The 25,611-nt window shown below is 70.2% G+C and carries 25 protein-coding genes; 9 read left to right on the plus strand and 16 right to left on the minus strand.

Translation table 11 applies throughout. The features are described from left to right. Window positions 1-43: 43 nt before the first annotated feature. Genes ABZ642_RS12845 through ABZ642_RS12855 form a run of 3 tightly spaced genes read right to left on the minus strand, consistent with a single transcriptional unit; the run spans window position 44 to window position 2,501 of the window. Window positions 44-817, minus strand: coding sequence for an amino acid ABC transporter ATP-binding protein (locus ABZ642_RS12845; RefSeq protein WP_360481595.1), 774 nt, complete (start codon window positions 815-817; stop codon window positions 44-46). Next, the gene (locus ABZ642_RS12850; protein ID WP_360481598.1) at window positions 814-1,650 is read right to left on the minus strand and encodes an amino acid ABC transporter permease; all 837 of its coding nucleotides are present in this window, start codon (window positions 1,648-1,650) and stop codon (window positions 814-816) included. The genes ABZ642_RS12845 and ABZ642_RS12850 overlap by 4 nt, the downstream gene beginning before the upstream one ends. Beyond that, window positions 1,647-2,501 (minus strand): ABC transporter substrate-binding protein, encoded by an 855-nt coding sequence (locus tag ABZ642_RS12855; RefSeq protein WP_360481601.1) that lies wholly within the window; start codon window positions 2,499-2,501, stop codon window positions 1,647-1,649. Before ABZ642_RS12855 ends, ABZ642_RS12850 begins: the two co-directional genes overlap by 4 nt. Window positions 2,502-2,718: 217 nt before the next feature. On the opposite strand from ABZ642_RS12855, the gene ABZ642_RS12860 reads away from it, so the two are divergent. The 5 genes from ABZ642_RS12860 to thpD all read left to right on the plus strand — a co-directional run bounded on the left by ABZ642_RS12860 (window position 2,719) and on the right by thpD (window position 7,289). Then, entirely contained in the window at window positions 2,719-3,819 is a 1,101-nt protein-coding gene (locus ABZ642_RS12860) for an aminotransferase class V-fold PLP-dependent enzyme (protein ID WP_360481604.1), read from the plus strand. 350 nt (window positions 3,820-4,169) lie between these two features. Further along, a complete protein-coding gene (gene ectA, locus ABZ642_RS12865) occupies window positions 4,170-4,685 on the plus strand; it encodes a diaminobutyrate acetyltransferase (RefSeq protein WP_360481607.1) in 516 nt (171 codons plus the stop codon). An 11-nt stretch (window positions 4,686-4,696) separates the two neighbouring features. After that, complete coding sequence (ectB, locus tag ABZ642_RS12870) at window positions 4,697-5,968, plus strand: diaminobutyrate--2-oxoglutarate transaminase (protein WP_360481610.1); 1,272 nt, start codon at window positions 4,697-4,699, stop codon at window positions 5,966-5,968. 31 nt (window positions 5,969-5,999) lie between these two features. Then, on the plus strand, window positions 6,000-6,398 hold the full coding sequence (locus tag ABZ642_RS12875) for an ectoine synthase (protein WP_351496114.1): 399 nt from the start codon (window positions 6,000-6,002) through the stop codon (window positions 6,396-6,398). A 3-nt stretch (window positions 6,399-6,401) separates the two neighbouring features. Further along, window positions 6,402-7,289: an ectoine hydroxylase gene (gene thpD, locus ABZ642_RS12880; protein ID WP_360481613.1), complete on the plus strand. Its 888-nt coding sequence runs from the start codon at window positions 6,402-6,404 to the stop codon at window positions 7,287-7,289. 71 nt (window positions 7,290-7,360) lie between these two features. On the opposite strand, the gene ABZ642_RS12885 is transcribed toward thpD, so the two are convergent. From ABZ642_RS12885 to ABZ642_RS12905, 5 genes are all read right to left on the minus strand, one after another. Continuing rightward, on the minus strand, window positions 7,361-8,422 hold the full coding sequence (locus ABZ642_RS12885; protein ID WP_360481616.1) for an aminotransferase class V-fold PLP-dependent enzyme: 1,062 nt from the start codon (window positions 8,420-8,422) through the stop codon (window positions 7,361-7,363). A gap of 97 nt (window positions 8,423-8,519) precedes the next feature. Beyond that, entirely contained in the window at window positions 8,520-9,236 is a 717-nt protein-coding gene (locus ABZ642_RS12890; protein WP_360481619.1) for a DsbA family oxidoreductase, read from the minus strand. A gap of 61 nt (window positions 9,237-9,297) precedes the next feature. Beyond that, window positions 9,298-9,801 (minus strand): GNAT family N-acetyltransferase, encoded by a 504-nt coding sequence (locus tag ABZ642_RS12895; RefSeq protein WP_360481622.1) that lies wholly within the window; start codon window positions 9,799-9,801, stop codon window positions 9,298-9,300. A gap of 48 nt (window positions 9,802-9,849) precedes the next feature. Beyond that, the gene (locus tag ABZ642_RS12900) at window positions 9,850-10,458 is read right to left on the minus strand and encodes a DUF1349 domain-containing protein (RefSeq protein ID WP_360481625.1); all 609 of its coding nucleotides are present in this window, start codon (window positions 10,456-10,458) and stop codon (window positions 9,850-9,852) included. 125 nt (window positions 10,459-10,583) lie between these two features. After that, a complete protein-coding gene (locus ABZ642_RS12905) occupies window positions 10,584-12,113 on the minus strand; it encodes an aldehyde dehydrogenase (NADP(+)) (RefSeq protein WP_360481627.1) in 1,530 nt (509 codons plus the stop codon). A gap of 145 nt (window positions 12,114-12,258) precedes the next feature. On the opposite strand from ABZ642_RS12905, the gene ABZ642_RS12910 reads away from it, so the two are divergent. Together ABZ642_RS12910 and ABZ642_RS12915 are read left to right on the plus strand one after the other, a co-directional pair. Next, window positions 12,259-13,032, plus strand: a complete 774-nt coding sequence (locus tag ABZ642_RS12910; RefSeq protein WP_351326197.1) for an IclR family transcriptional regulator — start codon at window positions 12,259-12,261, stop codon at window positions 13,030-13,032. Window positions 13,033-13,113: 81 nt separating this feature from the next. Then, complete coding sequence (locus ABZ642_RS12915; protein ID WP_360481630.1) at window positions 13,114-14,571, plus strand: penicillin-binding transpeptidase domain-containing protein; 1,458 nt, start codon at window positions 13,114-13,116, stop codon at window positions 14,569-14,571. Between the two features lie 93 nt (window positions 14,572-14,664). Here the strand turns inward: ABZ642_RS12915 and ABZ642_RS12920 are convergent, their stop codons facing one another. Beyond that, window positions 14,665-16,116: an NCS2 family permease gene (locus ABZ642_RS12920; protein ID WP_360481633.1), complete on the minus strand. Its 1,452-nt coding sequence runs from the start codon at window positions 16,114-16,116 to the stop codon at window positions 14,665-14,667. Between the two features lie 278 nt (window positions 16,117-16,394). Between ABZ642_RS12920 and ABZ642_RS12925 the strand changes: the two genes are divergently transcribed. Then, window positions 16,395-16,967: a SigE family RNA polymerase sigma factor gene (locus tag ABZ642_RS12925; protein WP_360481637.1), complete on the plus strand. Its 573-nt coding sequence runs from the start codon at window positions 16,395-16,397 to the stop codon at window positions 16,965-16,967. Beyond that, window positions 16,964-17,815, plus strand: coding sequence for a hypothetical protein (locus ABZ642_RS12930; RefSeq protein ID WP_360481640.1), 852 nt, complete (start codon window positions 16,964-16,966; stop codon window positions 17,813-17,815). The genes ABZ642_RS12925 and ABZ642_RS12930 overlap by 4 nt, the downstream gene beginning before the upstream one ends. A 72-nt stretch (window positions 17,816-17,887) precedes the next feature. Here the strand turns inward: ABZ642_RS12930 and ABZ642_RS12935 are convergent, their stop codons facing one another. The 7 genes from ABZ642_RS12935 to ABZ642_RS12965 form a co-directional block, all read right to left on the minus strand. Beyond that, a complete protein-coding gene (locus ABZ642_RS12935) occupies window positions 17,888-19,042 on the minus strand; it encodes a right-handed parallel beta-helix repeat-containing protein (RefSeq protein ID WP_360481643.1) in 1,155 nt (384 codons plus the stop codon). Between the two features lie 148 nt (window positions 19,043-19,190). After that, the gene (locus tag ABZ642_RS12940; RefSeq protein ID WP_360481646.1) at window positions 19,191-19,988 is read right to left on the minus strand and encodes an HAD family acid phosphatase; all 798 of its coding nucleotides are present in this window, start codon (window positions 19,986-19,988) and stop codon (window positions 19,191-19,193) included. Between the two features lie 118 nt (window positions 19,989-20,106). Further along, window positions 20,107-21,219 (minus strand): chondroitinase-B domain-containing protein, encoded by a 1,113-nt coding sequence (locus tag ABZ642_RS12945; protein WP_360481649.1) that lies wholly within the window; start codon window positions 21,217-21,219, stop codon window positions 20,107-20,109. A 22-nt stretch (window positions 21,220-21,241) separates the two neighbouring features. Continuing rightward, window positions 21,242-22,237 carry a pectinesterase family protein gene (locus ABZ642_RS12950; RefSeq protein WP_360482463.1) on the minus strand — a complete coding sequence of 332 codons (996 nt, stop codon included), beginning with the start codon at window positions 22,235-22,237 and terminating at the stop codon, window positions 21,242-21,244. A 34-nt stretch (window positions 22,238-22,271) separates the two neighbouring features. Further along, window positions 22,272-23,402 carry a pectinesterase family protein gene (locus tag ABZ642_RS12955; protein WP_360481652.1) on the minus strand — a complete coding sequence of 377 codons (1,131 nt, stop codon included), beginning with the start codon at window positions 23,400-23,402 and terminating at the stop codon, window positions 22,272-22,274. Window positions 23,403-23,489: 87 nt separating this feature from the next. Then, window positions 23,490-24,764 (minus strand): pectate lyase, encoded by a 1,275-nt coding sequence (locus tag ABZ642_RS12960; RefSeq protein WP_360481655.1) that lies wholly within the window; start codon window positions 24,762-24,764, stop codon window positions 23,490-23,492. Between the two features lie 59 nt (window positions 24,765-24,823). Further along, window positions 24,824-25,597, minus strand: coding sequence for a rhamnogalacturonan acetylesterase (locus ABZ642_RS12965; RefSeq protein ID WP_360481658.1), 774 nt, complete (start codon window positions 25,595-25,597; stop codon window positions 24,824-24,826). Between the last annotated feature and the right edge of the window lie 14 nt (window positions 25,598-25,611).

The raw sequence follows: 25,611 nt of genomic DNA on the forward strand, positions 1-25,611 counted from the left end.
TGCGGCCCCGCGCTCCTTTGGGGCGCGTCCCAGCGGGCGCGTCCTACGGAGTACCGTCCTCCTCCACATCCGCCATCGCCGGATCCAGCAGCCGGGACAGGAAGTGGCGGGTCCGTTCGTGCGTCGGGGCGCCGATCACCTGGTCCGGTGTGCCGTCCTCGACGACGACTCCCCCGTCCATGAAGACGACCCGGTCGGCGACCTCCCGGGCGAAGGTCATCTCGTGGGTGACGACCATCATGGTCATGCCCTCCCGGGCCAGCATCCGCATCACCGCCAGGACGTCCCCGACCAGCTCCGGGTCGAGGGCCGACGTCGGCTCGTCGAAGAGCATCACCTCGGGGCCCATGGACAGCGAGCGGGCGATCGCCACGCGCTGCTGCTGGCCGCCGGAGAGCGAGGCGGGGTAGGCGTCCGCCTTCTCCGAGAGGCCCACCCGCCGGAGGTTCTCGGCGGCCACCCGCGCGGCCTGCGCCTTGTCCCGACGGAGCACCCGGCGCTGCGGCAGCGTGAGGTTCTCGGTCACCGTCAGGTGCGGGAACAGGTTGAACTGCTGGAAGACCATGCCGATACGGCGGCGCACGGCGTCGATGTCGACGTCCGGGTCCGTCAACTCGGTGCCGCCGACGAACACCTGGCCCTTGGTGGGTTCTTCAAGGAGGTTGACGCAGCGCAGCAACGTCGACTTGCCGGAGCCCGACGGGCCGATCACGCACACGACCTCGCCCCGGCCGATCTCCAGGTCGATGCCGCGCAGCACCTCATTGTCGCCGAAGGACTTGTGCAGGCCCTTCACCTCGATCTCGGGTCGGCTCATTTGACGGCCTTCCGGGCCTTCGCCTCCATACGGCGGACGAGGAAGCCGAGCGGGATCGTGACCAGCAGGTAGCACAGGCCGGCGACGAGGATCGGCGTGGAGTTGGCGGTCGTACTGGCCAGGTCGCGGCCGTACTTGGACAGTTCGCGCTCCTCCAGGGTGACGCCGAGGAAGAGGACCAGGGAGGAGTCCTTGAAGAGGAGCACCAGCGAGTTGGTCAGCGGCGGGAGGATGATGCGGAACGCCTGCGGGAGGATGATCGAGACCATCGCGCGGGCGGGCGAGAAGCCCAGGGAACGGGCCGCCTCCAGCTGCCCCTTGGGGACCGCCTGGATGCCCGCGCGGATCGTCTCGGCCATGTAGGCGGCGGCGACCAGGCCGAGGGCCAGCGCCACCTTGCCGTAGGTGCCGCCGACGATCTCCGTGCCGGGGAAGGCCAGCGGGACCGCGACCCCGATGAAGATGAAGATCAGCAGGGCGGGCAGGCCGCGGAAGATCTCGATGTAGATGCCGGCCAGCCAGCGGTACGGGCCGACCGACGACAGCCGCATCAGCGCGAGCACCATGCCGAGGGTCAATCCGACGACGAACCCGGACACCGTGTAGAGCACGGTGTTCTTCAGCGCGAGCGTGATGACGTCCGGGAACATCTGCCTGGCGATGTCCCACTGGGCGAACTGGTTCCGGAGCCGCCCCCAGTCCGCGCCGACGGCGAAGGCGACCACGGCGGCCACGAAGACGACGTACTGCGCGCCGCGCGACAGCCGGCGCTTCTGCGTCCGGGTCAGGCCTTTCCTGCGAGGCTGGAGTTCGGTGTCCGTCCCGACCGTCATGAGGCGGCGGGGGACGCGGCCGAGGCGTCGTAGGGACCGATCCACTTCTCGTACAGCTTCTTGTACGTGCCGTCGGCCTTGGCGTCCGCGATCGCCTTGTTGACGGCGGCGAGGAGCTTGGTGTTGCCCTTCTTGACGGTGAAGCCGTACTGCTCACCGGTGTTGATCTGCCCGGCGATCTGGAACGCGGCGGCGTTGGCCTTGTCCTTCAGCCAGCCCTGGACCACGGGGTAGTCGATGACGACGGCCTTGACCTGGCCGGTGCGCAGTCCGTTGAGGACGGCGTCGGAGGACTCGAAGGAGACCGGGTCGAAGCCCTGCGCCTTCGCGTAGTCCTCGCCGGTGGTCTGCGCCTGGGTGCCCAGCTGGACCTTCTTCGCCTTGGCGTCGGCGAGTGAGGTGATACCGCTGTCCTTGGCGACCAGGAGGGCCTGGGTGGCGTCGAAGTACGGGTCGGAGAAGTCGACGTTCTTCTTGCGCTCGGCGGTGATGGTCATGCCGGCCGCGGCCAGGTCGCACTCGCCGGAGTTGAGGAAGGCGCCGGTCTTGAAGTTCTCGAACGGCGTGTCGAGGATCTGCTGCTTCACGCCGAGGTCCTTGGCGACCAGGTCGATCATCGACACGTCGAAGCCCTGCACCTTGCCGTCGATCTCCGACTGGAACGGCGGGTACGGCAGGTGGGTGCAGGTGGTGAGCTGCCCGGCCTTGACGAGTTCGACCCCGCCCGCGGCGGTTCTGGAGGCGCTGGAGCCGTTGCCGCTCGACGTGCAGCCGGCCACGAGGGCCAGCCCGGCCGCGGCGGTGACGGCGGCTAGGGCGCGAGCCCGGCGGTGCCCGAGGAGCGTGGTCACGAGACCTCCCGTGAGTCTGTGGCGGAGCTTTGCATTCCGTGTGCGGGTTCCGATTATAAGGAGATGTTGGGGTATCTCAAACCAATCCGATGGCAATGAGGCCGTCCGGCCTAAGAAGTCGCCGGTCACCACCGGTCACCACCGATCCCAGGGGGGTGCGCCGGGTGCCGGTTACGCTCATGCTGATCTGCCCCTCCGTGAGCGAAGAGAGCACGCCGTGACCCACCCCTTCCTCGACCTGCCCCCGCTGACCGCCGCGCACTTCGCCGCCATCGAGGACCGCGTGGCCCGGCTCCTCGACACCCGGCAGGACGTCCTGATCACACAGGGCGAGGCGCTGCTGCCGCTGGAGGGCGCGATCAGGGCGACCGCCGGGCCGGGGACGACCGCGCTGAACGTGATCACCGGCCCCTACGGGCAGACCTTCGGCAACTGGCTGCGGGACTGCGGCGCGACGGTGATCGACCTCACGGTGCCGTTCCACACGGCGGTGACGGCCGCGCAGATCCGGGAGGCGTTCGCCGACCACCCGGAGATCGACTTCGTCTCCCTGGTACACGCGGAGGCGGCGACCGGCAACACCAACCCGGTCGCGGAGATCGGCGCGGCGGTACGGGAGCAGGGTGCCCTCTTCTATCTGGACGCGGTCGCCTCGGTCGGGGCCGAGCCGGTGCTGCCGGACGCCTGGGGCGTGGACCTGTGCGTGATCGGGGCGCAGAAGGCGATGGGCGGTCCGGCCGGCGTCTCGGCGGTGTCGGTGAGCGAGCGGGCATGGGCCCGGATGGCCGCGAACCCGCAGGCCCCGCGCCGGTCGTACCTGTCGCTGCTGGACTGGAAGGAGCGCTGGGTCGACGGCGGCCGCAAGGTGCTGCTGCACGCGCCGGCGCAGTTGGAGATGCTCGCCCTGGAGGCGTGCCTGGAGCGGATCGAGGCGGACGGACTGGAGACGGTGATGCGCCGTCACCGTACGGCGGCACTGGCCACCCGGGCCGGGGCGGTGGCCCTGGGCGGCGGCCTGGAGCCGTATGTGCACGAGGAGTCGGACGCGGCGCCGGTCGCCACGACCCTGCGGGTGCCGTCGGGGGTGGTGGCCTCGGAGCTGGTCGCCGAGACGCTGGCGGGCGACGGCACGCTGCCGCTGGCCGCGGGCGGGGGCGCGCTGGCCGCGGAGATGATCCGGGTGAACCACTACGGGGTGGACGCGACGGTGGGCGCGGTCCGGTCCAGCCTGGCGGCGCTCGGCGCGGGACTGGCGAAGCGGGGCCGGACGGTGGACCTGGAGGGGGCCCGGCGGGCGGTGGAGTCCGCCTGGCGGTAGCCGCCGGAAACGGGCGGGTGGCGCCACGACCGGCGCCACCCACGCCGGTGGACTTGTCCCCGGCCCCGCCCCCGGCGTCGGCGGCGTATGGAAAACGTCAACAGCGCGCGAATTCAAAACAATTCCGAATTCCCTTTTGACCGATGGCTTACCCGAGATCTTCTGCCCGCTTTTTGCGGAGCTAAACCGGGCGAATTTCATCCAGGTTTCAACCCTGTGACACACTCCACATAACCGGGTCATTTGCCCGGTTTGTGGTGGGAAATATCGGCACATACAGGCACGGCGGACGAAGCCGGCAACAGCACCTGCCGTGCGTTTTTGCATTTGCCTCGCTAAATTCAGTGCGCATGACCGCTCCACAAGCAGACCTGATCGTCGAGCGCCCGATGGTGACCGACGGCGCCGCCCTGTGGCGTATCGCAAAGGATTCCGGAAGCCTCGATCTGAACTCCTCGTACAGCTATCTGCTGTGGTGCCGGGATTTCGCCGGCACGTCGGCGGTGGCGCGCGGCGCGGACGGCGAGCCCGTCGGATTCGTGACCGGATACACCCGGCCGGACCGCCCGGACACCCTGCTCGTCTGGCAGGTGGCCGTGGACGCCGTGCAGCGCGGCCGCGGTGTCGCGGCGCAGCTGCTGGACGGACTCACGGCCCGGGTGGCCGCCGAACAGCCGCTCACCGCCGTGGAGACCACCATCACGCCCGGGAACACCGCCTCCGAGCGGCTGTTCACCTCGTACGCCGCCCGGCACGGCGCCACCGTCGAGCGCACCGTGCTGTTCGAGGCCGGCGAGTTCCCCGACGGTCCGCACGACCCCGAAGTCCTGTACCGCATCGGCCCCTTGACCCCCACATCGCACTGAGGAGCCTCCCTGTGACCATCACCCAGCCCGACCTGAGTGTCTTCGAGACCCTGGAGTCCGAGGTCCGCAGCTACTGCCGTGCCTGGCCGACCGTGTTCGACCGGGCCCGGGGCAGCCGGATGTACGACGAGGACGGCCACGAGTACCTGGACTTCTTCGCCGGCGCCGGGTCACTCAACTACGGCCACAACAACCCGGTGCTGAAACGGGCGTTGCTCGACTATCTGGAACGCGACGGGGTCACCCACGGCCTCGACATGTCGACCACCGCCAAGCGGCAGTTCCTCCAGACCTTCCAGGACCTGGTGCTGCGGCCGCGCGACCTGCCGTACAAGGTCATGTTCCCCGGGCCGACCGGCACCAACGCCGTGGAGTCCGCGCTGAAGCTGGCGCGCAAGGTGAAGGGGCGCGAGGCGATCGTGTCCTTCACCAACGCCTTCCACGGGATGTCCCTCGGGTCGCTCGCCGTCACCGGCAACGCGTTCAAACGGGCCGGGGCCGGGATCCCGCTGGTGCACGGGACGCCGATGCCCTTCGACAACTACTTCGAGGGCACCGTCCCGGACTTCCTCTGGTTCGAGCGGCTGCTGGAGGACCAGGGGTCGGGGCTCAACAAGCCCGCCGCGGTGATCGTGGAGACCGTGCAGGGCGAGGGCGGCATCAACGTCGCCCGGCCCGAGTGGCTGCGCGCCCTCAAGGAGCTGTGCGATCGGCAGGACATGCTGCTGATCGTCGACGACATCCAGATGGGCTGCGGACGCACCGGTGCCTTCTTCTCCTTCGAGGAGTCCGGGATCGTCCCCGACATCGTCACGGTGTCGAAGTCCATCAGCGGCTACGGGCTGCCCATGTCGCTGTGCCTGTTCCGGCCCGAGCTGGACGTGTGGGAGCCGGGCGAGCACAACGGCACCTTCCGCGGCAACAACCCCGCCTTCGTCACCGCGACCGCCGCCCTGGAGAGCTACTGGACCGACGGCCCGGCGATGGAGAAGCAGACCCGGACCAAGGGCGAGCAGGTCGAACAGGGGCTCATCGCGATCGTCGAGGAGAACCTCGCCGACGTGCGGGAGTACCGGGGCCGGGGGCTGGTGTGGGGCATGGAGTTCCACGAGAAGGCGCGGGCCGGGCGGATCGCCAGGCGCGCCTTCGAACTGGGGCTGCTCATCGAGACGTCGGGGCCGGAGAGCGAGGTCGTCAAGCTGCTGCCCGCCCTGACCATCACCCCGGACGAGCTGGACGAGGGGCTGAGCATCCTCGCCCGGGCCGTCCGGGAGACCGTCTGACCAGGATCTAGCAAGGAGGCTGTACACCACCGTGATCGTCCGTTCGTTCAAGGAGATCGAAGGCACCGACCGGCATGTCAAGGCCGCGTCCGGGACCTGGGAGAGCAAACGCATCGTCCTCGCCAAGGAGCGGGTCGGCTTCTCGGTGCACGAGACGATCCTGTACGCGGGCACGGAGACGTCGATGTGGTACGCCAACCACATCGAGGCCGTGGTCTGCGTCGAGGGCGAGGCCGAGCTGACCGACCGCGAGACCGGGACGTCGTACACGATCACGCCCGGCACCATGTACCTCCTCGACGGGCACGAGCGGCACACGCTGCGCGTCAAGGAGGACTTCCGCTGCATCTGCGTGTTCAACCCGCCGGTCACCGGCCGGGAGGACCACGACGAGAACGGCGTCTATCCCCTGCTGACGGAGGAGGGCTGACCCATGACCACGATCACCGACCTGTACCCGAGCCGTGGCCCGGTCGAGGTCTCCGTACCCCGCAAGGACCCGGTCGTCTGGTCGGCGCCGGGCGCGGCCGGGCCGATCGCCACGGACCGGCTGGAGGAGTTCGAGCGGGACGGCTTCCTCGCCATCGACCAGCTCCTCGCGGACGACGAGGTCGCCGTGTACCGGGAGGAACTGGAGCGGCTGGTCGCCGACCCGGCGATCCGGGCCGACGAGCGCTCGATCGTCGAGCCGCAGTCCAAGGAGATCCGCTCGGTCTTCGAGGTGCACCGGATCAGTGAGGTCTTCGCGAACCTGGTGCGCGACCAGCGGGTGGTCGGCCGGGCCCGGCAGATCCTCGGCTCGGACGTCTACGTCCACCAGTCGCGGATCAACGTCAAGCCCGGGTTCGGGGCCAGTGGCTTCTACTGGCACTCGGACTTCGAGACCTGGCACGCCGAGGACGGGCTGCCGAACATGCGGACCGTGTCGGTCTCGATCGCGCTGACCGAGAACCACGACACCAACGGCGGGCTCATGATCATGCCGGGCTCGCACCGGACGTTCCTGGGCTGCGCCGGCGCCACACCCGAGGACAACTACAAGAAGTCGCTGCAGATGCAGGACGCGGGCACGCCCTCGGACGAGGCGCTGACCGCGATGGCCGGCGAGTACGGCATCAAGCTGTTCACGGGCCGCGCCGGTTCGGCGACCTGGTTCGACTGCAACTGCATGCACGGCTCCGGCGACAACATCACGCCGTTCCCGCGCAGCAACGTCTTCATCGTGTTCAACAGCGTGGAGAACAAGGCGGTCGAGCCGTTCTCGGCCCCGATCCGCCGACCCGAGTTCGTCGGCGCGCGGGACTTCACGCCGGTGCGGTGATCTCCCCCTGAGCCGGCCGGGCCGGGACCTCCCGTGGGACGGGGTCCCGGCCCGGTCGTGTCCGCGTCCGCTCAGTCGCCGAGCACGTCCAGGAGCCGGTCCACGTCCGCGGCGGTGTTGTACAGGTGGAACGCGGCCCGCAGGTTGCCCGCCCGGTTGGAGACCTCGATGCCGGCGCGGCTCAGGTCCGGCTGCCGGCCGCCGAGTCCCGGCACCGAGACGATCGCCGAACCCGGTGCGGGCAGGGGCGCGTGGCCGAGGGCGGCGAGTCCGGCCCGGAACCGGTCGGCGAGGGCCACGTCATGGGCGTGGACGGCGGCCACCCCGAGTTCCTCGATCAGGTCGAGGGAGCGGCGCAGGCCCGCCAAGGTGAACAGGGCATGGGTGAGGTCGAACCGCCGGGCGGAGTGGGCGAGTTCGGTGACCGGGCCGTAGCAGCTGTCCCACGGCTGCTCGCCCGCGACCCAGCCCGCGAGCAGCGGGGTCAGTCCGCCGAAGTCCTCGGGAACCACGAGGAAGGCCGAGCCGTGCGGGCCGAGCAGCCACTTGAAGGAGACCGCGGCCGAGAAGTCGTAGCCGTCGGCGTCCATCGGGAGCCAGCCGGCCGACTGGGAGAAGTCGACGTAGGTACGCGCCCCGTGCTCGCGGGCGGCCTCCCGCAGGGCCGGCAGGTCGGCGACGCGGCCGTCGGCGGACTGGGCGGCGCTGACCGCGACCAGCGCGGTGCCGGGGCGGACGGACTCGGCGATCCGCTCCAGCGGCACCGCGCGGACCTTGAGGTCGCCGCGGACGTGGAACGGGTTCAGCACGGAGGTGAAGTCGTCCTCGGCGGTGAGGACTTCGGCACCGGCGGGCAGCGAGGCGGCGATCACACCGGAGTGCGCGGCGACCGATGCGCCCACCGCGACCCGGGTCGCGGGGACGCCGGCCAGCCGGGCGTACGCGGCCCGGCTGGCCTCCACGTCCTCGTACAGCGAGGTGAGCGGACGGCCCTCGGCCCGCAGCAGCGCCGCCTCGTGCAGGGCGGCGACGGTGCGGGCCGGCAGCAGGCCGTTGCTGGCGGTGTTCAGGTAGGTGGTCTTCGGGGTGAACTCGGCGCGGACGAGGCTCCCGAACGTCTCCGTGGTCTCCATGGCTCCACTCTGCGGCCCACGGAACCCCCCGTCCATTGCGGACTTTTACCCAGAACCGCTAAGCCCTGCTTATACGACCGCTCTGACCTGGGATTTCTCAGTGCTGCGGGACCGCGCACCCGTCCGGCCCGCAGGCCTCGGCGCCACCCTCGTCGATGAGCTGCAGCGGGGAACGCGCGCCCCAGGCCTGGCCGAGCGCCTGGGTGAACACCTCGGCGGGCTGGGCGCCGGAGACCCCGTACTTCCGGTCGAGGACGAAGAAGGGCACCCCGTTCGCGCCGAGCTCGGCGGCCTCGCGCTCGTCGGCGCGGACGTCGTCGGCGTAGCGGGCCGGGTCGGCGAGCACCCCGCGCACCGCCTCCGCGTCCAGCCCGGCCTCCACGGCCAGCTCGACGAGCCGTTCGGCGCCCTCGGTGAACAGGGACCGCTCCTCGGCGAAGTTCGCCCGGTACAGGAGCTGGATCAGCTCGTCCTGCCGGCCCTGCTCCTTGGCGAAGTGCAGCAGCCGGTGCATGTCGAAGGTGTTGCCGTGGTCCCGGCCGCGGGTCTGGTAGTCGAGGCCCTCGGCGGTGGCCTGGGCGCCCAGGTTGTCCTCGCCGGCCTGGGCCTGCGCCTCGCTCATGCCGTACTTCTTGGTGAGCATGGCGAGGACGGGCTGGACGTCGCCCTTGGCGCGGCCGGGGTCCAGCTCGAAGGAGCGGTGCACGACCTCGACCTCGTCGCGGTGCGGGAAGGCAGCGAGCGCCTTCTCGAAGCGGGCCTTGCCCACGTAGCACCACGGGCAGGCGATGTCGCTCCAGATCTCGACGCGCATGTCTTCGGCTCTCCAGGTAGTAAGACGTCTCTCAACCGCCTGAACCTTCAAACAGCCCGCTTCATTCCCCGTCCACCGTGTACCGCAGATACAGGTGGTGGTCACCGTCGACGGGCGGGTGCTCCGGGTCCGGCACCCAGCCCTGGCGGGCGTAGAAGGCCTGAGCCGGCCGGTTGTCGGTGTGCACGTCGAGCACGGCCGTCCGCCGGCGGTCGGCCCGCCACTGCTCCAGGCAGGCGGCGTGCAGGGCGGTGCCGACGCCGGCCCGCCAGTGGTCGGGGTCCACATGGAACTGGAACAGCTTGACCGTTTCCGCGGGCGCGCCCCGCGCCGTACGGAAGGAGGCGACCGCGGTGATCACGCCCGCTTCCACCACGCACAGCACCTGCCCGTCGGGCCGCTCGACGGCTCCCCGCCAGGCCGCCGTCCAGTCGACGCCGTCGTCCGGGAGGCCGTCCGGGTAGTACGTCGACCGGGCCCGGCGGTGCAGCGCGGCGATCTTCTCGGCCTCGGCGGGCAGGGCCGTACGGATCACCCGCAGCCCCTTCAGAGGGTCACTGATCATGCACCGGAGGACGCGGCCGCGGCCGCACCGGTTCCGTGGCCTCGCCGCTCAGCTTCCGTCGCGGAGGTCGGCCGGCCAGTCGGGCCGGAACGCGATGTGGTCGTACGTCACCACGCAGCCCTCCCCTATCGGCGACTGGGTCATGAAGCCGACCAGGGCGCCCTCCGTCTCCTTCTCCCCGCCCAGCGTGAACAGCCGCACGAAGACCCACCTCTTGCCGTCGCGGGAGGCGTGGAAGGCGAGCGCCCGCCCGGTCCGGCTGATCCGCAGCCAGACCGAACTCCCCTCCACCGTGAAGGCGTTGGAGTCGTCGGAGTGCCCCCGGGTGACCACCGTGCAGACGGTGGGGACGTCGGGGGAGTTCTCCAGACAGAGCTTGGCCCAGGCCCGGTCGCCGACGTGGACGTACAGCACACCGGCGTCGAAGGCGGCACCGAACCCGACGGTGACCCGGGCGATGAGCTGGAAGTCCCCCTCGGGCGCCCCGAGCAGCCGGGGTGCGTCGGAGGCGGGATCCAGGGCCTCCCCGGTGGGCGACACGAACCGATCCTGCCGGGCCCCGGCCCACCCGGTGAGCACGCCGTCCTCGTAGAACCAGTGCCCGTCGGGCCCGTAGGTGCGGAGGGGAAAGGGAAGTTCGGGAAGTTCCACGTCCATGGTCGGATTGTGTCAGCAGAACGTTTCCAGGTATGCAGGGGCAGGCGCCCCGTAGGGGCGCGGGGAACTGCGCGACCGGCCACGGACGACCCGCAGCCGCCGAACCACCCCACGCCCCTACGGCGCTACCGCTCCAGCACCCCGTTGAACCGCCGAGGAAGCCCCAGCGGATTGTCGTCCCGCAACTCCGCCGGCAGCAAAGCCTCCGGCACCCCCTGATAGGCCACCGGCCGCAACCACCGCTCGATGGCCGTACCGCCCACCGAAGTGGACGTGGAAGTGGTCGCCGGGTAGGGCCCACCGTGATGCTGGGCCGGCGCCACGGCCACCCCCGTCGGCCACCCGTTCACCAGCACCCGACCGGCCAGCGGCGTGAGCTCCGCTAGGATCTCCGCCCCGAGCCCCTCCCCCGCGGCCTCCTCGGCGGAGACGTGCACCGTCGCGGTGAGATTCCCCGGCAGCCGCGACAGCACCGCCGTCGCCTCACCCCGGTCCGCGTAACGGACCACCACGGTCACCGGCCCGAAGCACTCCTCCAGGAGCAGGTCGTACGCCCCCTCCTCGGCCAGCCGGCTCGCCGGCACCGTGAGGAACCCCGCGCTGACGGTGTGCTCGCCGCCCGCGCCCGGGGTCACCGGGCTCTCCACGTCGGGGAGTTCGGCGCGCTCGGCGACCCCGGCGACGAAGTTGTCCCGCATCCGGTGGTCGAGCAGCACGCCCGCGTCGGTGTCGCTGACCGCGTCCGTGAGGGACTTGACCAGGCCGTCACCGGCGGTGTCGGCCGGCACCAGCACCAGGCCCGGCTTCACACAGAACTGGCCCACGCCCAGCGTCATCGACCCGGCGAGCCCGGTGCCGATCTCCCCGCCGCGCTCGGCGGCCGCGGCCTCCGTGACCAGGACGGGGTTGAGGGAGCCCAGCTCGCCGTGGAACGGGATCGGCACCGGACGCGCGGCGGCGGCGTCGAACAGTGCCCGACCGCCCCGCACCGAACCGGTGAAGCCGGCCGCGGCGACCAGCGGATGCCTGATCAGCTCGATGCCGGCCTCGAAGCCGTGCACCAGACCGACCACCTCGGCGGGGATGCCGTGCTCGGCCGCGGCCCGGCGCAGCACCTTGGCGACCAGCTCGGACAGGCCCGGGTGGTCGGGGTGGGCCTTGACGACGACCGGGTTGCCCGCGGCCAGCGCGCTCGCGGTGTCACCGCCGGCGACCGAGAAGGCGAAGGGGAAGTTGGAGGCCGAGTAGACGGCGACGACGCCCAGCGGGACCTTGTAGCGGCGCAGGTCGGGGACGGGCGGGGTGGCGGTGGCGTCGGGGTGGTTGACGATGACGTCGAGGAAGGCGCCCTCGTCGACGATGTCGGCGAAGGCCCGCAGCTGGTAGGTGGTGCGGGCGAGTTCCCCGGTGAGCCGGACCGGGCCGAGCGCGGTCTCGGCGTCGGCGGCCTCCACGAGGTGGCCCTTGGCCGCGTCGAGTCCGGCGGCGGCGGACCGCAGGAAGGCGGCGCGGACCGTGCGGTCGGCGAGCGAGCCGCGTGCGGCGTGCGCCGCGGTGACGGTGGTGTCCACCTCCTCGGCTGTGGCTTCCACCGCAACCTGTTCACGCTGCTTCCCGGTGCGCGGGTCGACACTCCAGACTGGTGCTGCTGCCACCGCGGGTCCCTCCATGAGTTGCGTTCTGCCGCAGAGCCGGGTCACTCACCAGGGATGTTCGATATACTGAACGCTGTCTCTGATGATGAATATGCTGTTGGAGACTATAACCTCGGTTTCTCGTCCAACGAAGGGGTCAAGGGCGATGTCGGCAGGCGAGACAGGCGGCGGGGCACAGGTCAAGTCCGCGGTACGGACCGTGGAGTTGCTGGAGTACTTCGCCGGCCGGCCCGGTATGCACTCCCTCGCGGCGGTCCAGGAGGCCGTGGGCTATCCCAAGTCCAGCCTCTACATGCTGCTGCGCACCCTGGTGGAGCTGGGCTGGGTGGAGACGGACGCGACCGGTACCCGGTACGGCATCGGGGTCCGGGCCCTGCTGGTCGGCACGTCGTACATCGACGGCGACGAGGTGGTCGCGGCGGCCCGCCCGACCCTGGACCGGCTCTCCGACGACACCACGGAGACCATCCACCTGGCGCGCCTCGACGGCACGAACGTGGTCTACCTGGCCACCCGCCAGTCCCAGCACTACCTGCGCCCCTTCACCCGGGTCGGCCGCCGGCTCCCCGCGCACTCGACCTCCCTCGGCAAGGCGCTGCTCGCCACCCACACCGACGAGCAGGTCCGCAAGCTGCTCCCGGAGACCCTCCCGGCGCTCACCGAGCACACCCTCACGGACCGCGAGAAGCTCATCGAGGAGCTCCACCAGATCCGTGACCAGGGCTTCGCGATCGACCGCGAGGAGAACACGCTCGGGCTGCGCTGCTTCGGGGTGGCGATCCCCTACCGCACCCCGGCCCGCGACGCGATCAGCTGCTCGGTCCCGGTGGCCCGGCTCACCCCCGCCCACGAACAGATGATCAAGGACGCCCTGTTCGACGCCCGGGACCGCCTGACGCTGGCGACGCGACGGCTCTAGCGCGGCGCCGCATGAGCGGACGATGAGAAATCCGCCCGTTCGGGAACGGGCGACCCGTCTTCGCTCGTCTGTCTGAGCGGGATGAACAAGACGATCAGGCGGGCGTCCGTCTTCACACTGCTGCTCGTGGTCGTTCTGCTGGTCAGGGCGACATGGGTGCAGTTCTACGACGGCCAGGCCCTCGCGAACGACACGGACAACCGGCGCAACGCGATCGAGACGTACTCGCGGCCGCTCGGGAACATCATCGTGGCCGGTGACTCGATCACCGGCTCGGCACGGACCCTGAGCAGCAGCGACCTCAAGTACAAGCGCACGTACAGGGACGGCAGGCTGTACGCGGCCGTCACGGGCTATGCCTCGCAGGCCTATGCCCCGACCCAGCTGGAGGGCATCTACCAGGATCTGCTGAACGGCACCGACAGCCGGCTGAAGACGGTCATGGACACGGTCACCGACCAGCGCGCCGACCCGGGCAACGTGATCACGACGATCGACCCGGCCGTCCAGAAGGCGGGGTACCGGGCGCTCGGCGACAAGAAGGGCGGGGCGGTCGCGATCGACCCGAAGACCGGCAAGATCCTCGCGGTCGTGTCCACCCCGTCGTACGACCCCTCCTCGCTCACCGACGCCAACACGGCCGGTTCGGCCTGGAAGAAGCTGAACGCCGACGCGGACAAGCCGCTCACCAACCGGGCGCTGCGCCAGCCGCTGCCGCCGGGTTCGACGTTCAAGCTGGTGGTCGCGGCGGCGGCGCTGGAGGACGGCCTCTACGCGAACGTCGACGACAAGACCGACAGCCCGAACCCGTACACCCTGCCGGGCACGACGACCCCGCTGAAGAACGAGAGCACCACGGCCCCCTGCGAGGACGCCTCGATCCGCACGGCCCTGCGCTACTCCTGCAACAACGTCTTCGGCAAGATGGCCGTCGACCTCGGCCAGGACAAGGTGCGCGCGATGGCCGAGAAGTTCGGCTTCGACAACGCCAAGCAGGACATCCCGGTGCGGGCCTGGGCCAGCGTCTACCCGTCGGACATGGACAAGGCCCAGACCGGCCTCTCCGGCATCGGCCAGTTCGACGTCACGGCGACCCCGCTCCAGATGGCCATGGTCTCCGCCGCGATCGCCAACGGCGGCAAGCTGGTCTCGCCGCACATGGTCTCGCAGATCACCGACAGCGGTGGCGATGTGCTGAAGAACTACGACGACGACACCAGCACCGAGCAGATCGTCAGCTCCGGGACGGCCGAGCAGTTGCAGTCCGCGATGCAGACGGTCGTCGAGCAGGGCACCGGCACGAACGCGCTGATCGCCGGCGCGACGGTGGGCGGTAAGACGGGCACCGCCCAGCACGGCGAGAACAACTCCAAGACCCCGTACGCCTGGTTCACCTCGTACGGCAAGTCCGACAGCAGCGGCAAGGAGGTCGCGGTGGCGGTCCTGGTCGAACAGTCGGACGCGGCGAGGTCGGAGGTCAGCGGCAACGGGCTGGCGGCGCCGGTGGCGAAGGCGATGATGGAAGCGGCTCTCAAGTAGACGCCCCGAGCCGGGGCGCCCCTCAGGGGCGCGGGGAACCGCGCGACAGGCCACGAATCACCCGCGGCCGAAACGCACCCCGCGCCCCTCCTCCTACTTGACGCCCAGCACCTGCTCCACCGGATCGATCGCGAAGTACACCAGGAACAGCGCCGACACCACCCACAGCAGCCAGTTGACCTCCTTCGCCTTCCCCAGCACCCCCTTGATCACCACGTACGCCAGGAACCCCGCCCCGATACCGTCGGTGATCGAGTAGGTGAACGGCATCGCGGCGATCGTCAGGAACGCCGGGATGGCGATCTCGTACTTGTCCCAGTCGATGTGCTTGACGTGGGTCATCATCAGGAAGCCCACGGCGATCAGCGCCGGCGCCGCCGCCTGGAGCGGCACGATCGTCAGCAGCGGCGTCAGGAAGAGCGCGAGTCCGAACAGCCCGCCGGTGATCAGGTTGGCGAAGCCGGTGCGCGCCCCCTCGCCCACCCCCGCCGCCGACTCGATGTACGCCGTGTTGGAGGAGGCCGAGCCCACACCGCCGGCCACCGCCGCCGCGCCGTCGATGAACAGCACCCGTCCGATGCCGGGCACCTGCCCCTTCTCGTCCAGCAGCCCGGCCTCCGCGCTGATGCCCACGATCGTGCCCATGGCGTCGAAGAAGTCGGACAGGATCAGTGTGAAGACCAGCAGGACGGCGGTGAGGACACCGGCCTCGGCGAAGCCGCCGAACAGGCTGAAGTGACCGACGAGTCCGAAGTCGGGGGCGTCGACGATCTTGTCGGGGACCTTCGGCGTGGTCAGGCCCCAGCTCTTGATGTCGGCGACCGAGTCGATGACGATCGCCACGACGGTCATGGTGACGATGCTGATCAGGATCGCGCCCTTCACCTTGCGCGCGACCAGCGCGATGGTCAGGAGCACGCCAAGACAGAAGACCAGTACGGGCCAGCCGGTGAGCCGGCCGACGGCGCCCAGCTGCACCGGCACGGTGGTGTTCGCGGCGTCCGGGATCCGGCTGACGAACCCGGCGTCGACGAAGCCGATGAAGGCGATGAACAGGCCGATGCCGACCCCGATCGCCTGCTTCATCGCCTGCGGGATCGCGTTCATGATCGCTTCGCGCAGGCCCGTCACCACCAGCACACAGATCAGGATGCCTTCGAGGACGACCAGGCCCATAGCGTCGGACCAGCTCATCAGCGGCGCCAACTGGAAGGCCACGACGGCGTTGAGGCCGAGCCCGGCCGCGATCGCCAGCGGCAGGTTGCCGCCGACGCCCATGATGACCGTCATCACACAGGCCACCAGCGCGGTGGCGGTGACCAGTTGGCCGGTGTCGAGGGTGTGGCCGAACTTGTCCTTGGCGCTGCCGAGGATGATGGGGTTCAGGACAAGGATGTAGGCCATGGTGAAGAACGTGGCGAAGCCGCCGCGTATCTCCCGGCCGAAGGTGGAACCTCGTTCGGAGATCTTGAAGAACCGGTCGACGGTGTTGCGGGCAGGTGGCGGGGCGCTCTGCCGCTCGTCCACCTTCTGCGACTCGGACATGGTCGTACTCCTCGTTGCCTGAGCGATCGTGTGCGGATGCTGGCTGGATTGTTCCCGCGTCGAACCGGTTTCAGGTTTTCCCCGTGTTACGGAATCAGGCCTGATGGACTCCGGTCGACCGGACCGCCACCGAACCCCCGTACAGCGCACACAAAAAGATCACTGCTACGCTCCGGATCTCGCCGGAACGTTCCTCCGGGCGTTCGCATGTCGATACGCCTGTCATTTACATGACATAGGTAGCGCGACGCAGACACCCTGACAGAAGAGGTCAACCCGTGGGCACAGTCGTCGACGACGCCGCCGCCGCGGAGTTCCATGCCTTCTTCGAACGCCACTACGCCGAACTCTCGCGCCTCGCCCACATGTTGACCGGCGAGGCCGACACCGCCGACGACCTGGCCGCCGACGCGCTGCTGGCGCTCTGGCACCGCTGGGACCGGGTGCGCGCGGCCGACCACCCGGTGGCCTACGCCCGGGGTGTCGTCGCCAACCTGGCCCGCACCCGCATCCGCAGCGCCGTGCGCGAGCGGCGCCGTGTCGCCCTGTTCTGGTCGCACCGCGAGGAGAGGACCGAGAACCCGGACATCGCCGGCGTGGTCGACGTCCAGGGGGCGCTGCGCCGCCTGCCGTTCCGCAAACGGGCGTGTGTGGTACTCCGGCACGCGTTCGACCTGTCGGAGAAGGACACCGCGCTCGCCCTCGGGATCTCGGTGGGTACCGTTAAGAGCCAGACCTCCAAGGGCATGGCCGAGCTGCAGCGGCTGGTCGGCGACTCCCGGGGTGTGCCGCAGCGGGTGCACGCGGCGATGGCGCCGCGCGCCGGTGAGAGCGGAGGAAGGAACCGATGAGGCAGCAGGACGTGCACGACGAGCTGCGCGCCCGGCTGCACGAGGCGGCCGAGGAGCACGAACCCGACCGTGCCCGCATCCTGGCCCGGGTCGAGCGGGGCATGGCCGCGCAGGCCCGCCCCGGCCATCGCGCCACCCTGCCGCCCTTGTTCGGCTGGGTACGGGTGGCCGGCGCCACGGCGGCGGTCGCCGCGGTCCTCGGCGTCGGCGGCTACGCGGTCGCCTCGGCCGTGAAGGACCCGCCCACCGAGAAGACGGTCGCGGTGTCGCCGACACCCTCCGCGTCCCCCGACGTCACTTCCCGGCCGCCGACCCGTCCGGCGGTCCCGCCGTCCCCCAGGACGCCCTCGAAGTCGTCGCATCCCACGGCGAGTTCGAGGCCCTCCGCGACCGCGACGGCCTCCGCCACCCCGACGGCGCCGGTCGCCGAGGGCGAGACGGACGGCCCCCTGTGGTCGGACGGCTCGGTGGACCCGCACAGCAACGACTTCTGGGCGCAGTCGGACGTCACCCTGAAGACCTCCGAGCGGCTGACCGCGCTGACCGTGCGGTTGCGGGTGGCCCAGACCGGCGGGGTGTCCTCGGCCGGAGCCTGGCGCTCGTTGCCGGAGACCGACTTCACGCAGACGGTGACCGAGCAGGACGGCTTCCTGGTCTACACCTGGACGCTCAAGCCGGACCGCGAGGTCGCGGTCGGCCAGTGGGTGTTCGCGGGCCAGTACAACCACGAGCAGGGCGGCCGCGACGCCAAGGGCGACCGCTACACGATCACGGGCAGTACGGACGGCAGGCAGTACGCGGTGACGGGCGGCTTCGCGACGCACACGACAGCCGACGGCGACTCATAAAGGAATGGCGGCTCTCCGCGCCCCTTGGGGGCGCGGGGAACTGCGCGATCGACCACGGCGAAACCCGCGGCCTCAGTTCATGGTCGCCCCGACGGCGGTGGAGCCCGTAGTCAGGAACGTGGTCGCCGGCAGCGAGCCGTCGGAGCCACGCGCCCCGTACGCCGTCGTCGCGTCGATCGACTTGAAAGCCGGCGTGCTCACCCCGCCGTCCCAGCTGTTCGCCGCGGACACCGCCCGGGACCCCAGCTTGTCCGCCCCGCCCCCGTTGCCCACCGCCAGGTTCCGCGCCAGCCGGGCCTTGCCGGTCTCGAAGAAGAACCCGGCCTGGGCGTTGGCGTAGGCCGTGTCGCGGTTCAGCACGATCGCGCCCGTGTTGGAGTTCTCGGTGAACCCGTTCAGGGTGTTGTCCCAGGCCGCGTCGTCGTTGACGACGTGCGCGACGGCGACGCCCCCGCCGCCCAGCTTGAACCCGTTGCCGTTGCCCTCGAAGGCGGAGTCGTTCCAGCGGTTCCTGCCGTTGCCGAAGGCCCAGCTGTGCTCGATGGTGACCGGGGAGGAGAACTGCCAGAGGTCCAGCCCGTCGTCCGAGTTGTTGTAGAGGCGGGCGCCGGTCACCTTGTTTCCCGAGCCCGAGCCGAACTTGATGGCGATCCCGTCGGCGTTCTGGCCGTGCCCGGCCTTGTCGTAGTTGCCGTAACTGTCCAGGTTCTGGACGAGGTTGTTCACGGTGCCGTCGCCGCGGAGGGTGAACCCGGAGTCGCCGTTGTCCGCGGTGACCAGGTTCTTGAAGACGCCGCCCGTGGACGAGGTGACGACGAAGCCCTGGGCCGGGGAGTTCTGGAAGGTGAGGTCCTGGACGGTCCAGTAGCTGCCGTAGATCCCGGCGAGCCAGGAACCGGCGGGCAGCCTGGAGCCGTCGATCTTCACCTTCTCGCCGCTGTAGGCCTTGAGCGTGATGCGCTTCGCGCCGGTACCGCCGGCCGTCGACTTGAGGGTGGCGGTCGGGTAGTAGGTGCCCGCGCGGACCTGGATGACGGTGCCGGCGGTGGCGTTCGCGACGGCCGACTCCAGTTGTGCGGTGGTGGAGACGGTGACCGTGCCGGTGGCGGCCTGGGCACCGCCGTTCGACAGGCCGAGGTAGACGCCGCCCGCGCCCGCCGCGACGGCCACCGCCGCGGCGATCGAGAGGGTACGGGTCCTGCGGTGGCGTCCGGTGCTGAAGCGCACTGGCCGTTCCTTTCCTTGACGTCGCCGATGACGACGTGCTGACGAGGGGAGCGAAACGGGCCGGAGGGGTCACCCCGGCCCGTTTCCGTCTCCCAGTCGCCACCGCGGCCGGAAAGGGTTGCCGCGTCCGCCGACCGAGACCTGCGGCCTACGACACGAAGTACGTCGGGTTCGGCAGCTTGTACGTGCGGTCCGCGTGGCCGCCGTCCAGGTCCGAGTACTGGTCGCCGAAGTTGGCGATGATGTCGTACCCGAGGTCCTTCTCGATGTGCTTGCGGGTGCCGGACTTGTACTGCACGGTGGTGCAGGTCCAGCTGCCCGCGGTCGCGCAACCGCTGAGGTACGACGGCGGGTTGGCCGCGTCCTTGAGGAACATGTGCCCGGCGTCGAGGTTGACGTCGGAGCCGATCTTCTTCAGGTTCTCGACGGCGGCGGTGCGCTGCGCCTCGCTGAGACCGGAGTTGTAGAAGACCTCCACCCCCTTCTGCTTCGCGTACCGCACCAGCTCGGCGCTGCCGAAGACGCCCGGACGGTCGGCCTTGTTGACGTAGGCCGCCCAGGTGGCGGAGTTGTACGTGTAGTTGTAGCGCTTCTCGTAGTCGAGGCTGAGCAGCAGCGTGTCGTCGATGTCGAAGACGACCGCGGGCTTCTCGCCCTTGCGGTGGGCCTTGCGCGCGGCCCGGTCGATGTACCGCTCGGCGTCCTTGTCGAGGTGCGCCAGGTCCTTGGCGTACGGGCTGGTCGGCGACGCCTGGTAGACACCGCCCGCGTCGGCGGTGGTGCCGTAGTAGGTGTCGATGTCCTTCACCAGGAGCCCGATGTTGTAGGGCTCGTGGGTGGAGTTCGCGGTCTTCTGGCCGGCGGTGGCGGCGCCGGCGCCGTAGAGGGCGCCGGCGGCGACCGCGCAGGAGGCGGTGATCGCCGCGATGCGGAGTGACTTATGCATGACAGGAGTTCTACGCGCGTCATCCTGGTGGGCGCGAGTCCCGTTGCCTGATCGATATCTCATCCACAGGCAAAAACCGGGTCAAGCGCCCTGGAGGGAATGGTTCCGGATGTCCGGGTCAGTCCATGGTGGCCCCGATGGTGGTGCTTCCGGTCGTCAGGAAGGTGGTCGCGGGCAGTGTGCCGCTGGAGCTGCGGGCGTTGTACGTGCTGCTCGCGTCCGTCGACCTGAAGGCGGGGGTGCTGATCCCGCTGTCCCAGTTGTTGCCGGCCGACACGACCGAGGAGCCCTTGGTCACCGGGCCGCTCCCGTTGCTCACGGCGAGGTTCTTGCCGAGCCGGGCGGCGCTGGTGGCGAAGTAGTAGCCCCAGTTGCCGTTGGCGTAGGCGGTGGTGCGGTTGATGACGATCGCCCCGGTGTTGGAGTTCTCGGTGAACCCGTTGCCCGCGTTGCCCCAGGCGGCCGAGTTGTTGACGACGTGCGCGACCACCTCGCCGTCGCCGCCCAGCTTGTAGCCGTTGCCGTCACCGGCGAACGCGGAGTCGCCCCAGCGGTTGTACCCGTTGCCGAAGGACCAGGTGTGCTCGACGGTGACCGGCGAGGAGAAGGACCAGAAGTCGATCCCGTCGTCCGAGTTGTCGTACGTCCGTGCCGCCGAGATCAGGTTCCCGGTGCCCGAGCCGAACTTGACGGCGATCCCGTCCGCGTTCTCCCCGTGGGTGGCGGCGTCGTAGTTGCCGTAGGAGTCGATGTTCTTGACGGTGTTGTTCACCGTCCCGTCCCCGGTGAGCGTGAAGCCGGAGTCGCCGCCGTCGATGGTCTTGATGTTGTTCCAGTTGGTCCCGGTGCAGGACTGGCAGACGACCGCGCTGTCCGGCGAGTTCTGGAAGGTGATGTCGGAGACGTTCCAGTAGTCGGCGGTCAGCTTGAGGATCCAGGAGCCGGAGGGCAGCGAGGACCCGTCGATCTTCACGGTCTCCGAGCCGTACGCGGTGAGGGTGACCGGCGACGACGAGGTGCCGTTGGCGGTGGACTGGAGGGTGGCGGTCGGGTAATAGGTGCCGCCGCGGACCTGGATGACCGTGCCGGCGGTGGCGTTCTTGATGGCGTTGGTCAGGTCGGTGGAGTTGCTGACCACGACCGTCGCCGCGTGCGCCGGGGTGGCGAGCACGGCGAGTCCGAGCGATGCCGTGGTCACGGCGAGCGCGGTGAGGAAGCTGATACGACGCATGACGTGCGGGTCCTTTCGTCGATCAGGGCTGGTGGACGGGTTTCCAGTCGCCGAGGTAGGCGGCGGGGGTGTGCGACGCGGCCTCGGCGGCGCTGAGCTGGGGCCGGTTGCCGGGGACGGTGATCACCGCGCCCGGCCCGTGGTTGCGGTACTCGTGGAACCGCATGGACTGCCAGGGGTAGGCGTCCCGCATGTTCGTGTAGGGCGCGACGGGATCGATGCCGGGGCCGATGAGACTGTCCCGCACGACCAGCGAGGGCCAGGCGGTGGTCTCGTACGTCGGCACCCAGGGCCGCGCCAGCTTGTACGCCCCGTCCTCCGCGCCGGAGGAGAACCGGCAGCGGACGGCGAGGAACCCGTGTGCATCGGCACGGGCGGTCGAGGGGGCGAACACCATGCCCTTGGGAGTGAAGTCCACGTCCCGTCGCAGGGTGCGGAAGTGGCAGTTCTCGTACACCGCGACCGCCCGCCCGAAGACGAAGTCGACATCCCCCTCGACATAGCAGTGGTGGAAGAACTGCCGGTCGAAGGAGCCGAGTTCGGTCGTGTCGGCGAACAGGGTGTCCTGGTGGGCGAGGAGCCGCACGTTCTCGACGTGCGTACGGTCCCCGGTGAGGTACGCGGCGACGGCCTGGGTCCCGGTGATCTCCGGGTGGTCGGCGCGCAGCCAGTCGTTGGCGAGGGTGAGATCCCGCACGACGAGTCCGGCCGCCGCGGAGGTGAACGTCGCGGAGCCCGCGGTGCCGTAGGTCCCCGACCCGTCCGGCTTCCGCGTCCCGTTGGCGTTGTCGTAGACGATCACGGCGGCCCTGGGATCACGGCTCGCACCGCGCAGGGTCAACCGCACCTTGTCCGCGGGCACGTTCACGACTTCGCGGTACGTCCCCGGGTGCACGACGATCGTCCGGCCCGGCCCGGACACCGCGTCCACGGCCGCCTGGACGGAGTCACCGGGATGGACGTGCAGGACACGGCGGTCGTGGTCCGTGGCGAAGGCCGATGAGGCGCCGACGGCGATGGCGGCGGCGAGCAGCGTACGTCTCGACGGCACGTCAGCACCCCTGCCACGGGGTCCAGTCGCCGAGGTAGGCCTCGCGGGTCACGGACTCGGCCTGCTCGGCGGTGAGTTGGGGCCGGTTCGCGGCAACCGTGATCTCGGCGCCGGGGCCGAGGTTGCGGTACTCGGCGAAGCGCTGGCTCTGCCAGGGAAAGGCGTCCGACATGTCGGTGTAGGGCGCGACCGCGTCGATGCCGGGGCCGAGCATGCTGTCCCGGACGACCAGCGAGGGCCGGGCGGTGGTGTCGGAGCTGGGCACCCAGGGGCGGGCCAGCTTGTAGGAGGCGGGCGGGGCCTCGCCGGTGACACGGCTCCCGGTCACCAGATAACCGCGCGGATTGAGGACCGCCGTCGAGGGCGCGAAGACGAACCCGTACGGAGCGGCCGCGAGGTCGGTCCGGTCCAGGGTGCGGAAGTGGCACCGCTCGTACACCGCGGTCGCCCGCCCGAAGACGAAGTCGACGTCACCCTCGACGTGGCAGTGGGCGAAGTACTGGCGGGCGAAGACACCGAGGGCCGTCGAGTCGGCGTACAGGGTGTCCTGATGCCCGAGGAAGCGGCAGTGGTGGAAGGCGCTGCGATCGCCCTGCACCTTGAGGGCGACGGCCTGGGTGCCGGTGATGTCCGGGTGGTCGGCGCGCAGCCAGTCGTTGGCGAAGGTGATCCGGCGGGCGGTGAAGCCGTCGGCCTGCACGGTGGTGGTGGCGGAGCCGGTGGTGCCGTAGGTCCCGCCGCCGGGCTTGGCGGTGCCGGCCGCGTTGTCGTGGACGATGACGACGTCACGCGGGTCCCCGGAGGCGCCGATCCAGGTGGCCTCGGTGCGGGTGGCGTCGAGGGCGACGGTCTCCCGGTAGACGCCCGGGGCGAGGACGAGGGTACGGCCGCTGCCGGTGGCGGCGGTGACGGCGGCCTGGACGGTGGTGAAGTCGCCGCGGCCGTGCGGGTCGACGTACAGGGTCTCCGGGGTGAGACGGCGTTCGGGCGACCCGTACCGCCCGAACGGACGGCGGCCGCCGCCGACGGCCCGGGCGGGGCCGGCGGCGAGACCGAGCGCGGCGCCCGCCCCGGCGCCGGCGATCAGGAAGCCCCTTCTGGACAGGGGAGGTCGAGGTTGGTGCGAGGGCATGCGGATGCTCCTTCGCGGTGCGGCTCGGGTGAAGGTGAGGGACGGGACCGGGGCGGTGGGGCGCCCCGGCCCGAGGACGCGACAGGGTCAGCGCAGCCGGCCGGCCCCGGCCCCGCAGTCGACGATGCGTGGCACGGCCCGTGCCGGGTCGACCCTCGTGCGCAGGGTCGGGGTCCAGGTCGAGCCCGCCTGGAGGGTCTCGGCGGGGATCTGCGCGTTGTGGACGGCGATCAGGTCCGTCGGCTCACCGTTGACGTAGTTGTCGTCGGCGGTGAGCGTCGACTCGTTCCACTTCTTCAGGATCGAGCCGGCCTTGACGGTGTCGGGCAGGGTGAACGCGTTGTGCTCGGCGACGAGTTGGGACTCGATGCCGATGCCGTAGCTGTAGCCGTAGCCGTCCTCGGCGACGAAGTGGTTGTTGTAGGAGTCGACCTGCCCGAACCGCACGCGCGGCGCGCGCTCCACCAGGTCGGAGAACAGGTTGTGGTGGAAGGTGACCTTGAGGTGCCCCCGGTCGACGGCGGCCGTGGACGCGCTGTCGCTGTTGCCGATGAGGATCGTCTTGTCGTGGTCCTCGAAGACGTTCCAGGAGGCGGTGACGTAGTCGGCGCCCTTGACGATGTCCAGCTCACCGTCGTGCTGCTCGTAGATCCGCCCGAAGTAGGAGGGCAGGGTGCTGTCCGGGTGGTCGCCGTCGGTGAACGTGTCGTGGTCCAGCCACACATGGGTCGACCCGTAGACCACCGCGCTGTCGTACTCGGAGTTCCAGTTGCCGTCGGCGGTGTCGGTCGGGTCCCACTGCGGGAAGCAGTCGAGGGGGCTCTCGAAGTCCAGGTTGCGGACGATGACGTTGTCGACGGCCTTGATCTGCAGGCTGGCGCCCTTGAAACCGGCGCCCTTGCCGATGCCGACGATGGTGGTGTCGGCCGGGATGTTCGCCTTGATGTAGGCGTCCTGGTGGGCGGCGGAGGCGCGGCGCAGCCCCTCCGGGCTGTCGTCGGGCTCGCCGTCCAGGTTGGCGGAGTGCCCCCAGGCCTCGGGTGAGTACTTGGCGAGGTAGGCATCGAAGTCGTAGCCGGGCACGGCGAACGAGTCACAGCTCGGCCCGTCCGCGTCGATGACCCCCTTGACTCTGATGATCTTCGGCGCGCTGCCCCCGTCGGCCAGGGCGGCCTTGAACCCGTCCCAGGTGGTGACGGTGTAGACGTGTGCGGAGTCGGCGGCGGCCCCGCCGGTGGTCCCGGTGGTGGCTGAGCCCCAGCCGTCGCCGGCGCCCAGCACCTGGCGTTCGAGCGCGGCCCGGTGCGGGGCGGCGGCCTGGGCGGTCCCGGTCACGGCGAGCACGAGGGCAGTGCAGCCCACGACCGCCACTGTGACGCGTGCATGACATATTGGTGTACGCACTGTGCGGGTCTCCTCAGCTATGCGGGTGGCCAGGTGATCCAGGACGTGGGGATGTCCTGGTGCAGCCGGATGACGTCGTGCCGGGCCGGCACCCGGGTGCGCGACAGCTCCCGCGCCACGAGCCGGGCCACGGCGATGGCCCCCGGCGGATTGAAGTGCGTGTTGTCCTGTTCGGTGTCGGTCCAGTTGAAGTACGTCTTGGTCGCCTCGACCCCGAGCGACTGCCACAGCGCGAGCGACAGGGCCTCGATGTCGAGCAGCGGCACACGTTCCCGCGCGGCGAGCGCGCGCATCGCCGCCGGGTAGTCGCCGTGGGTCGGCACGGCGTTGCCGCCGGCGTCGAACCTCCGCCGCTCCACGGGCGTGGCGAGCACGGGCCGGGCGCCCTTGGCGCGGGCTCCGTCGATGTACATCCGCAGATACTCCTGGAACGTCGTCCAGGGCTCGGTGTACCGGGTGGGATCGTCACTCTTCTCGTCGTTGTGCGCGAACTGGACGAGGAGCAGATCACCCGGCCGGACGGCGGCGAGGATGGCATCGAGCCGCCCCTCGTCGACGAAACTCTTGGAACTCCGGCCGTTGACGGCTTGGTTGGAGACACTGACGTCGTTCCGGAGAAAGAAGGGGAGCGCCATTCCCCATCCGGTCTCCGGAGCCGCGTCGGCGAATTTCTGGGCGGCGGTGGAATCACCGGCGATGTACAGGGTGCGACGGTGCTTCTCGGAAGAGCGACCGACAAGAGGAACGGCACCGAGGGCCGCGGAAGTTACCTGTCTGCGCGTGAGGGACACGGGGTCACCTTTCC

It is taken from the genome of Streptomyces sp. NPDC007157 (genome assembly GCF_040634235.1).
Taxonomy (GTDB): Bacteria; Actinomycetota; Actinomycetes; order Streptomycetales; family Streptomycetaceae; genus Streptomyces.